Origin of the sequence: Paraglaciecola sp., assembly GCF_039942875.1 — a bacterium.
Taxonomy (GTDB): domain Bacteria; phylum Pseudomonadota; class Gammaproteobacteria; order Enterobacterales; family Alteromonadaceae; genus Paraglaciecola.
In genome coordinates this window covers 1-11,379 of the sequence record NZ_JBDVBQ010000026.1, presented here as the reverse complement: position 1 = coordinate 11,379, position 11,379 = coordinate 1, and the positions used below count along the sequence as shown (strand labels likewise).

The 11,379-nt window shown below is 38.6% G+C and carries 8 protein-coding genes and 3 tRNA genes; 10 read left to right on the top strand and 1 reads right to left on the bottom strand.

Going from position 1 to position 11,379, the window contains the following annotated elements:
- Positions 1–33: 33 nt before the first annotated feature.
- From ABJE44_RS08295 to ABJE44_RS08275, 5 genes are all read left to right on the top strand, one after another.
- Positions 34–444, top strand: coding sequence for a DUF2802 domain-containing protein (locus tag ABJE44_RS08295; RefSeq protein WP_348111579.1), 411 nt, complete (start codon positions 34–36; stop codon positions 442–444).
- 267 nt (positions 445–711) lie between these two features.
- Positions 712–1,635, top strand: a complete 924-nt coding sequence (gene metA / locus ABJE44_RS08290; protein ID WP_348111578.1) for a homoserine O-succinyltransferase — start codon at positions 712–714, stop codon at positions 1,633–1,635.
- Between the two features lie 37 nt (positions 1,636–1,672).
- Positions 1,673–2,731: a homocysteine S-methyltransferase family protein gene (locus tag ABJE44_RS08285; protein ID WP_348111577.1), complete on the top strand. Its 1,059-nt coding sequence runs from the start codon at positions 1,673–1,675 to the stop codon at positions 2,729–2,731.
- Between the two features lie 9 nt (positions 2,732–2,740).
- On the top strand, positions 2,741–5,389 hold the full coding sequence (metH, locus tag ABJE44_RS08280) for a methionine synthase (RefSeq protein WP_348111576.1): 2,649 nt from the start codon (positions 2,741–2,743) through the stop codon (positions 5,387–5,389).
- Positions 5,389–5,979, top strand: a complete 591-nt coding sequence (locus ABJE44_RS08275) for a DUF938 domain-containing protein (protein ID WP_348111574.1) — start codon at positions 5,389–5,391, stop codon at positions 5,977–5,979. Before metH ends, ABJE44_RS08275 begins: the two co-directional genes overlap by 1 nt.
- A gap of 8 nt (positions 5,980–5,987) precedes the next feature.
- Here the strand turns inward: ABJE44_RS08275 and ABJE44_RS08270 are convergent, their stop codons facing one another.
- Complete coding sequence (locus ABJE44_RS08270; RefSeq protein ID WP_348111573.1) at positions 5,988–7,160, bottom strand: GNAT family N-acetyltransferase; 1,173 nt, start codon at positions 7,158–7,160, stop codon at positions 5,988–5,990.
- Positions 7,161–7,752: 592 nt separating this feature from the next.
- On the opposite strand from ABJE44_RS08270, the gene alaS reads away from it, so the two are divergent.
- The 5 genes from alaS to ABJE44_RS08245 all read left to right on the top strand — a co-directional run bounded on the left by alaS (position 7,753) and on the right by ABJE44_RS08245 (position 11,376).
- Entirely contained in the window at positions 7,753–10,350 is a 2,598-nt protein-coding gene (gene alaS, locus ABJE44_RS08265) for an alanine--tRNA ligase (RefSeq protein ID WP_348111572.1), read from the top strand.
- 140 nt (positions 10,351–10,490) lie between these two features.
- A complete protein-coding gene (gene csrA / locus ABJE44_RS08260) occupies positions 10,491–10,706 on the top strand; it encodes a carbon storage regulator CsrA (RefSeq protein ID WP_348111571.1) in 216 nt (71 codons plus the stop codon).
- A 323-nt stretch (positions 10,707–11,029) separates the two neighbouring features.
- Positions 11,030–11,119 (top strand) — tRNA-Ser (locus tag ABJE44_RS08255).
- 22 nt (positions 11,120–11,141) lie between these two features.
- Positions 11,142–11,218, top strand: a tRNA-Arg gene (locus tag ABJE44_RS08250).
- Between the two features lie 81 nt (positions 11,219–11,299).
- Positions 11,300–11,376, top strand: a tRNA-Arg gene (locus tag ABJE44_RS08245).
- Positions 11,377–11,379: the final 3 nt, after the last annotated feature.

The following is an 11,379-nucleotide window of genomic DNA, read 5'->3' as shown; positions in this document are numbered from 1 at the left end:
TAATTGAGAGTACATTACTAAATAGAGATGTTTATGAGTCTTTCATTATTATTGGGCGTAATAGCTTTGTCTATGGCGATGTTTTGCTTAGGTTTGTTTTTTAAGGTTTATAAACAAAGCAAGGGCGTTGAGGCTAGCACTCATATTCAATCAGATTTAATATCTGAGTTAACAAGGGAGGTTGATCAATTGCGGGAAGAAATCCACGAAGTCCGCAGTGGGAACTTTGGAATAAACAAGCGTGTTAAAGACCTAATGCAAGAATTAGCAGCACTGCAATCCGCCCAGCAACTCTTAGCAGAACAAGATCCACAAAGTCGCTTTTACAATAAAGCGGCTAAACTGATTAATGAAGGTGCAAGCTTATCTGATGTCATTCAAGAATGTGACATGCCAACAGCTGAAGCAGAGCTTCTTTTTAATTTACATCGAGATAAGAGCTAACCTCAGCTGTTATTTTATTTACATTCCCCTAGGCGTTTTACAAGTCCCTTTAGTCCATTCACTGTGTACTTTTAATTAAATACAAGCATCGCTATTTTATTGAATATTCAATGCGATTTTTAATACATTACCTTTAGTTTTATTCTCTATCGAGTATTTTTTGCTATTGGGTATACTTTTTCATTTAGACGTCTAGACGTAAAGATGTTGACTTTTGCACGGTATTTGGCAAGATTGAATTTCAATATTGTTAGCAGTGGAGCCATTATGCCTATTAGAATTCCAGGTAATTTACCCGCACAAAATGTCTTAAATAAAGAGAATATCTTTGTAATGGATACTCAGCGCGCTGCTCAGCAAGATATAAGGCCAATGGAAGTAGGTATCTTAAACTTGATGCCTAATAAATTGGAAACAGAAGAACAGTTTTTACGGTTACTTTCAAATACGCCATTGCAAGTTAATATAGATTTGATCCGTATAGATAATCAAGCTCCGAAGAATACTCCTGCAGCCCATATGGACAATTTTTATGTTGAGTTTGATGCCATTTCACATAAGCAATACGATGGGTTAATTGTTACTGGAGCGCCATTAGCCCATTTAGCATATAGTGATGTGAAATACTGGGATAAAATGACAATAATTATGGATTGGGCTCGTCGTAACGTTCAGTCAACGTTGTTTTCATGTTGGGCTGCTCATGCAGCTATTTTTCACTATTTTGGCATTAACCGTCGCATACGCGAGCAAAAGTTAAGTGGGGTTTATCGCCATTTCGTACAAAGTGATCATGAAGAATTACTAAGAGGGTTTGATCATACCTTTGATGCCCCGCAGTCACGTTATGGAGAAATTAGTATCGAAGATTACAACTCAGTACCTGAGTTGAATGTATTAGCTAGCTCAAAAGAAGGTGGTGCTTACATAGTCGCTTCTGAAGATAAAAGGTTGGTTTTTGTGACAGGGCACCCTGAATACGATCAAGATTCTATAAAGCAAGAATACCAAAGAGATTTATTAACTAATAGTGATGTGCGAATCCCTGTAAACTACTTTACAGATGATGATCCTACTAAAGAGCCTATTTTAAGTTGGCGAGCACACGGCAGTTTACTGTTTACCAATTGGTTAAACTACTATGTTTATCAAAATACACCGTATGATTTAGCAAAACTATCTGAAAAATAGAAAATTGTTAATAGAAGAGTAATAGAGAGGGTTAACTTTGAGTCACCGTATACCACAGCAGCAATTGATAGACGCTGCACAGCAAAGAATATTAATACTCGATGGGGCTATGGGTACTATGATCCAAGAGCATAAGTTGGAAGAGGCTGACTATCGAGGTGAGCGCTTTGCTGATTGGAAGTCTGATGTAAAAGGTAATAATGACTTACTGGTACTGACTCAGCCTAAATTAATCTATGACATTCATTGTGCTTATTTTGAAGCCGGTGCAGATATTATTGAAACTAATACCTTCAATGCAACTGCCATTTCAATGGCTGATTATCATATGCAAGAGTTAGCTAAAGAAATTAATATTGAAGCTACTAAGTTAGCAAGAAAAGCAGCAGACAAATTCACCGCTAAAACGCCAGATAAGCCCAGGTTTGTGGCGGGTGTTTTAGGGCCAACTAGTCGAACCGCTTCTATTTCTCCAGATGTAAATGATCCTGGGAAACGTAATGTCACTTTTGATGAGCTAGTTGAAATCTATGTAGAGGCTACTCATGGATTAATAGAAGGTGGCGCTGATCTTATTATGGTCGAAACTATTTTTGATACCTTAAATGCCAAAGCCGCTGTGTTTGCTGTGCAAACTGTGTTTGATGAGTTAGCTGTGACTTTGCCTGTAATGATCTCTGGAACCATTACCGATGCTTCTGGAAGAACTTTATCAGGGCAAACTGCGGAAGCTTTTTATTATTCAATGAATCATGTGGCCCCTTTTTCGTTTGGGCTTAATTGTGCATTGGGGCCTGACTTGTTGCGCCAGTATGTAGATGAAGTGTCTCAAATTGCTGAGTGCTTTGTTACCGCTCACCCTAATGCCGGACTCCCTAATGAATTTGGTGAATACGATATGGAAGCTGAGGAAATGGCTGAGCATATTGAAGAGTGGGCAGCTTCTGGGTTACTAAATATTGTAGGTGGATGCTGTGGTAGCACCCCTAATCACATAAAAGCTATCGCAGATGTTGTTAAAAAATATGCACCTAGAAAAATTGTCCAGCGAGAGATTAAAATGCGTTTGTCTGGTTTAGAACCTTTTGTATTGTAGGCGGTTGTGATGAGTAAAAATGAAGTAGAAGTTGAACAACCTTCTCAGGCATCGGCTAATTTTGTCAATGTTGGTGAGCGAACAAATGTCACCGGCTCGGCGATGTTCAAACGTTTAATCCTTGAAGATGATTATGAGAAAGCATTAGATGTTGCAAGACAACAAGTAGAGAATGGCGCGCAGATTATTGATATAAACATGGATGAAGCCATGTTGGACTCAGAAGCTGCAATGACTAGATTTTTAAACTTAATCGCCTCTGAACCCGATATCTCAAGGGTACCCATCATGATTGACTCTTCTAAATGGTCAGTCATTGAAGCCGGTTTGAAATGTGTGCAAGGTAAGGCAATTGTTAACTCTATTAGTTTAAAAGAGGGTGAAGAGAATTTTCTCCATCAAGCTACATTGCTTAAGCGGTACGGTGCTGCAACTGTCGTTATGGCTTTTGATGAAGTAGGCCAAGCCGATACAGAAGACCGTAAGTTTGAAATCTGTGAACGTAGTTATAAATTACTTACTGAAAAAATTGGTTTCCCTCCACAAGATATTATATTTGATCCAAATATTTTTGCCGTAGCAACGGGCATTGAAGAGCATAACAACTATGCTGTAGATTTTATAAATGCCACCCGTAGAATTAGACAACATTTACCTCACGCTCATATTTCTGGTGGGTTATCAAATGTGTCATTTTCATTTCGTGGTAATAACCCTGTTCGAGAAGCGATGCATTCAGTATTTCTATTCCATGCAATTAAAGCTGGTATGGATATGGGTATTGTCAATGCTGGGCAGTTAGAGGTTTATGACCAAATTCCTGCAGAGTTAAAAGAAGCAGTAGAAGACGTTATTTTAAATCGTCATGATCAGGCAACCGATAATCTTCTAGAGCTTGCTCCAAAATATCAAGGTGGCGGAAAGGTTCAAGTAAAAGATAATTTAGAGTGGCGTCAATTGCCTGTAAATAAACGCCTAGAGCATGCTTTAATCCGTGGGATCATGGATTTTATAGAAGAGGATACAGAAGCAGCCCGTTTAGAGGCAGATAAACCATTACATGTTATTGAAGGTCCACTAATGGATGGCATGAACGTAGTGGGAGACTTGTTTGGTGAGGGTAAAATGTTTTTACCTCAGGTGGTTAAATCAGCTCGAGTAATGAAAAAAGCGGTCGCTTATTTGAATCCGTTTATCGAACTTGAAAAAGACCAAGGAAGTAGTAACGGTAAAATCCTACTTGCAACCGTAAAAGGGGATGTTCATGATATCGGCAAAAATATCGTGGGCGTAGTTTTACAGTGTAATAACTTTGAAATTATAGACTTAGGCGTCATGGTTCCTTGTGCAAAATTGCTACAAGTTGCTAAAGAAGAAAATGTAGACATGATTGGTCTATCTGGGCTTATTACGCCTTCTTTAGATGAGATGGTACATGTTGCAAAAGAAATGCAGCGTTTAGATTTTGATTTGCCCTTATTAATTGGAGGGGCCACAACATCAAAAGCACATACGGCAGTAAAAATTGAGCAAAACTATCAGCATCCCGTTGTTTATGTGCCCAACGCAAGTCGCGCAGTAGGTGTCTGTCAAAAACTCATTACTCCTGAAAACCGAGCGGCTTATGCGCAAGAGTTATCTGCAGACTACGAGAAGGTTCGGGTGCAACATGCTAAGAAACAGCCACGGACAAAACCAATAACGTTAGAACAAGCTCGTGCTAATGGTTTCCAATTCGATTGGCAAAACTATGAACCGCCTGTACCGAATAAGTTAGGAGTGACCTCTGTCTCATTAGGGCTAGCTGAACTAGTTGATTACATAGATTGGACGCCATTTTTCTTAACTTGGTCATTGGCTGGGAAATATCCGCGCATCCTACAAGATGAAATGGTTGGTAAAGAGGCTCAAAACCTTTTTGATGACGCTCAAGCAATGTTAAAGATACTATGTGATAACCCTAAGCTTAAAGCGTCGGGTGTAATGGGGATCTTTCCTGCGAATCGAGTACAAGATGATATCGAGATTTATCACAATGAAAGTCGAGAACAAGTTTCCTACATTGCTCACCATTTACGTCAACAGACAGAAAAGCCTAAAGGTCCCAATAATTGTTTAAGTGACTTTGTTGCACCTAAAACATCTGGAAAAGCAGATTATCTCGGCGCGTTTGCGGTAACGTCAGGTACATGGGAGGACGAATTTGCAAAAGCATATGAAGATGACGGTGATGACTACAATTCTATAATGGTCAAAGCATTGGCAGATCGCTTTGCTGAGGCATTTGCAGAATATTTACATGAAAAAGTGCGTAAAGAAATTTGGGGGTATGTACCAGATGAAGTACTTTCTAATGAAGAACTTATTCGAGAAAGATACCAAGGTATCAGACCTGCTCCAGGCTATGCTGCTTGTCCAGAACATACTGAAAAGCAACTAATATGGGATTTGCTCGATGTCGAGAAGAATACGGGGATGAAACTCACTGAGAGTTATGCAATGTGGCCTGGAGCCGCCGTTTCTGGATTTTATTTTTCTCATCCAGAATGTAGATACTTTGCAGTGGCTAAAATTCAGGAAGACCAATTGCTTGATTACGCTGCTCGTAAGGGCTGGGATAAACTAGAAGCCGAAAAATGGTTAGGACCAAACTTATAATGACATCAATAGATAAGCCATTCAGTCAGTCTTGTGAAAATAACAAGCAAGTTATTCTTAATGTATTAGAGCAGGTTTTAAAAGACAGCTCTAATTTGCTAGAAATAGGCTCTGGAACAGGGCAGCATGCGGTATATTTGGGTGAACAGCTTAGCCATTTAACGTGGCAAACGAGTGATATGAAACAGAATCACAAGGGAATACTCGCTTGGTTAGCTGAAAGTTCAGCCAATAATATATCGGCTCCTGTTGAGTTTACTCTTGGCAAAAGTGATTGGCCACAAGGTGAGTTTGATGCAGTCTTTACTGCGAATACTACTCATATTATGCAACCTTCAGAAGCTAAGTTAATGATGCAGATGGTGGCTCAAAACTTATCTGACGGCGGTGTCTTTTGTCAGTATGGACCATTTAATATTGACGGCCAATATACAAGCGAATCAAATAAAAAATTTGACCAACATTTACAAGCCGAAGACTGTGGAGGTATCAGAGATATTGCAGAGTTAGTGGGGTGGGCTAAAGGGGTGACTCTTGTAGAGAAAGTCCTAATGCCAGCCAATAACTTTCTGCTGATTTGGCGTAAGTAGTTAGTTAGTTATTCATTACTTGATATTTTTCTGTAGGGCAAGAGTAATTCTGCCTGTGCCTTATATTGCTGTAGGCCTTCAGTCTCTTTATCAATAAATTTTGCTACAGCATCATGAAAAGCTAACTCACCTAAGAAATGGTTGGAATAACAATAAATAGGTTCGAACCCCCTTAATATTTTATGTTCACCTTGGGTGCCAGGATTAAATGTATTGATATTGTTTTCTATACAAAACTCGATGCCTTGATAATAGCAACATTCAAAATGTAAATTTGAAATATCTTCTAAAGCTCCCCAGTAACGCCCACAAAGTTGATGGTTATCATAGATAAATAATGCACTTGCTATTGGTTTCTCTGATTTATAAGCGACTACTAACATGAGATTTTCTAGCATGTTTATATATAATTGTTCAAAGAATTGCTCTGTCAAATACCCCTCATGTCCACTTCTTTTTAAATAAGTTTGCTTGTAACAATGATAGAAAAATTTCATATCTTGTTTAGTTAACATATCACCTTGAAGGCGTTTTACTTCAACCTCTTGCTCAATAACTTTTAGGCGCTCTTTTTTAACGCTTTTACGTTTTCTTGAATTGAAAGTGGTTAGGTAATCCTCAAAGGATTTATATTCTTTGTTAAACCATTGAAATTGTACTGAATGACGCATTAACTGTTTGTGTTTGCTTAAGTTTTCACTTACTGACTTTTCGACAAATAACCAATGCATTGACGACATTGCTAAATTTGATAGTTGTTGTTCGATGGTCTCGCATAATGCTGTTAACAACGCATTTTTGTCGTAACACCCAGCAGTCATCAATTTCGCTGTTGTTACAGGAGTATAGGGAATGGCTGATACCAGTTTGGGATAATAGTTAATGCCATATTCTCTGTAGGTATTGGCCCAAGCAAAGTCGAATACGTACTCCCCGTAACTATGGGTTTTCTTATACAATGGCAATACGCCTATAGGCTCTGCGCCCTGATAGATAACCACATGCTGAGGATGCCAGCCTGTTTGTCCACCAACACAACCAGTAGCCTCAAGATTATGCAAAAAATTATAGTGACAAAATGGGCTATGTTCTTTTGCGAAAGCATTCCAAGTGGTTTGGCCAATTTTTTCAATAGATGTGAAAAATTTGAATGTAAATAATAATGTGTTGTTAGATGACAATTACCAAATCTTCCAGAGTGATATTTTATCCTAAATATGACAGAGAAAGCCTCAGAAATCATTAAATTTACATTAATTCATTTATTAGCGCAGCGTACGTATAGTGAACATGAGCACATTAAAAAATGTGCTTAGAAATTTTGATGGTAATATTGATAGTGAAGGGGTAGATAAAAGTTAGTGAAGAAGAGCCTCAATATGATAGTCGTATTGTAAACTAGTTAGTGTAAATATGTGTCAATACAAAGATTGCAGAATAACGGCTCAGCAATGATTTCAATAAATATAAAATTTCGCAAGAATTGATAGATCATTCCCTTCAGGAGTGCCCATTTGATTCGGTCGAGTTAGCACAAAAAATCATTCGTAAAAATTTTATAGTGACTTTTTCATTAAGGTTTTACTTTATAAAAGGCAGGGGACACGTGAGAATAGGCTAAAAAACAGTCATTTGTTGTGACTGATTGCTACTAGAGCTTTAGTGTTGTTAACAAGGGCTACTTAATCATGTTATCGTTGCAGGCCATGCGCTTTCCGATAAAGGCTTGCGCCAAATTGATTAGCCAGTAATTTTAGTTATTCAGGATTGTAAATGAGTAAGTCAACAGCCGATATTCGGCGCGCATTTTTAGATTTTTTTGCAGCACGTGGTCACCAAAAGGTTTCTAGTTCTTCTTTGGTGCCTGGCAACGATCCCACGCTTTTATTCACCAATGCAGGCATGAATCAATTTAAGGACGTTTTCCTTGGTTCAGAATCCCGTAGTTACAATAAGGCTGTTTCTTCTCAACGCTGTGTACGCGCTGGTGGAAAACATAATGATCTTGAAAATGTTGGTTACACCGCAAGACATCATACGTTTTTTGAAATGTTGGGAAATTTTAGCTTTGGAGATTATTTTAAAGCCGATGCTATTCAATATGCATGGAAGTTTTTAACTGAAGAATTGGGCTTACCAAAAGAAAAATTAATTGTAACGGTTTATCATGAAGATGACGAAGCCTTTGATTTATGGGCTAACACTATTGGTGTACCAGAAGAAAAAATAATCAGAATCAGTACATCTGATAATTTCTGGTCTATGGGTGATACTGGTCCATGCGGTCCTTGTTCTGAAATTTTTTATGATCACGGTGAACATATATGGGGGGGACCTCCAGGTTCTCCGGAAGAAGACGGCGATAGATTTATCGAGATATGGAACTTAGTTTTCATGCAATACAACCGTCAAAGCAATGGAGATATGTTGCCGCTTCCAAAACCTTCTATCGATACAGGTATGGGGTTAGAGCGAATTTCAGCTATTTTGCAAGACGTTCATAGTAATTATGAAATAGATATTTTTGTTAATTTGATCGAAGCTGCAGCAACTATTACGGGAGCGTCAGATAAAAATGATAAGTCTCTTCGAGTTATCGCTGACCACATTCGCTCTTGTTGCTTCTTAATTTGTGATGGTGTTTTACCTTCAAATGAAGGTCGAGGTTATGTTTTAAGGCGAATTATCCGCAGAGCTGTGCGTCACGGAAACAAGCTTGGTGCAAATGGTGTTTTCTTTTTCCGTTTGGTTGCAGCCCTAGAAGTTCAAATGGGTGAAGCTTACCCAGAGCTAGCAGCTAATCGAAAACTACTTGAAAAGGTATTGAAAACCGAAGAAGAGCAATTTTCCCGGACATTGGAAAGAGGCTTGAATATTTTAAATGAGGCCTTAGCTAACTTGTCATCCAAGGTCGTGCCAGGAGAGCTTGTTTTTAGGTTATACGATACTTATGGTTTTCCTGCAGATTTAACCAATGATATTGCTCGTGAAAAAGAACTAACAATTGATGAGGCTGGTTTTGAAGCGGCCATGGCTGAACAACGAAAAAGAGCTCAACAAGCTAGCCAATTTGATACAGATTATAATGAGCAACTCAAATCTGATTTAGTTTCAGAATTTACTGGGTATGATTCTACAATTGGAACGGCAACAGTAGTCGAACTGTTTAAATCTGGGGAGTTAGTTCAAAAACTAAATATAGGTGACGAAGGTATTGTTGTTTTAGACCAAACACCATTTTACGCAGAATCTGGTGGTCAAGCTGGAGATGTTGGTTTACTTGAAACACCCGCTGGAAATTTTGTTGTTAAAGACACGGTCAAATTAAATAGTGCAATAGCTCACAAAGGTATAGCTAAAACTACTTTAAAGTTGGGAGATGTGGTTGAAGCAAAGTTTGATGTGGAGAATCGTCAATCAACAAAGATCAACCATAGTGCGACCCACTTGATGCATGAAGCTTTAAAAAGAGTGCTAGGTGATCACGTTAACCAAAAAGGGTCGCTAGTAACAGCTGAAAGATTACGTTTTGACTTTTCACATTTCGAAGCGGTAACAGCTGATGAAATAAAGCTGGTAGAGAAATTGGTAAATGAACAAATAAGAGCTAACCATAGTCTTGAAACTAAATTAATGAATTTAGATGATGCAAAGGCTGCAGGTGCAATGGCGCTATTTGGTGAAAAATACGAAGAAGATGTGCGAGTTGTATCTATGGGCGATTTTTCCTTGGAGCTCTGTGGTGGTACTCATGTCAGTCAAACAGGTGACATTGGGTTATTCAAAATAGTTTCAGAAAGTGGTATTGCTTCAGGTGTCAGGAGAATTGAAGCCGTAACGGCTGAGCATGCACTTCAGTTAACTCAGGATTACAGTGAGCAGTTAATTGAGATTGCTAATTTGATTAAATCTGAACCAAATGCAATTTGTGGCCGTATACAACAATTGATTGAGCATAATAAAGCTACAGAAAAAGAATTAGATAAACTAAAACAGCAGCTTGCATCGAACGCTGGGGCAGATTTGTTGTCACAAGTGTACGAAGTAAATGGTGTTAAAGTGCTGTCAGCCAATTTGAAAGGGGTTGAGCCTAAAGTTCTTAGAACTATGGTCGATGATTTTAAGAATCAACTTGGTAGTGTTGTTGTGGTACTCGGGTTAGGTCAGGATAATAAAGTTAGTCTGATTGCCGGTGTAACTAAAGATTTGGTATCTAAGGTAAAGGCCGGCGAACTAGTCAACTACATTGCTCAGCAAGTTGGTGGTAAAGGCGGTGGAAGACCTGATATGGCACAAGCTGGTGGTAATCAACCTGATAATTTAGAAGCGGCGTTAGCTTCTGTGAAACCTTGGCTAGAAACCAAACTTTAAGTAAAGAATTTTTCGGTTGCTTTTTGTGGTGACAACAAAAATAGGGAAAAACCGATTGTGTCGATAGCTAGTGAATCTAGGTATTATCACTAACTTTAGTAAGGGACTGATTTTTATATTAACGGAAAAGGAGCAAGAGAATGCTTATTTTAACTCGTCGTGTAGGAGAAACTCTAATGGTTGGTGATGATGTAACTGTCACTGTGTTAGGGGTTAAAGGAAATCAAGTAAGAATTGGTGTAAATGCACCTAAAGAAGTATCTGTGCATCGAGAAGAAATTTATATGCGTATTCAAGCAGAAAAAAATGTTCAACTTGCAGCCCATGAACAGGCTTCAGGTGCTGAGCAGGATTAATTCTGTTTTTAAGTTAAAAAAAGCTGGTTATTCCAGCTTTTTTTATGCCGGTAAGTTATCGCGCTAACAAGCTATAAAATTATAGAAATTAGCGATAATGAGTCAAATAATAAGCACTTAGATTATTATCGTTTAAAATCTCAGCAAGCAGACATTTAGTTCATAAAAAGTGTTTGACTTACGTATATGGTTCGGTAAACTTCGGCTCCACATTTAGGAGAGGTGGTGCAGATGTCTTAAGGTTCAAACCTTGATATCTCTGGATAATCTAAAAGCTTTTAGATTATAAAATGTTTCTTAGATGTGTTGATAAATTGTGTTCCGGAGAGGTGGGTGAGTGGCTGAAACCAGTTCCCTGCTAAGGAACCGTACGTTAATTCGTACCGAGGGTTCGAATCCCTCCCTCTCCGCCATATTTATCATGTTTATTTCAACGCGTGTGTAGCTCAGCTGGATAGAGTACCTGGCTACGAACCAGGCGGTCGGAGGTTCGAATCCTTCCACACGCGCCATATTTTATCAATACAAGATATCGCTTCTTGCATTGAATACAAAAACTAATGAGCCTATCATTAGAATACAAGTGTTAATACGCGTGTGTAGCTCAGCTGGATAGAGTACCTGGCTACGAACCAGGCGGTCGGAGGTTCGAATCCTTCCACACGCGCCATAT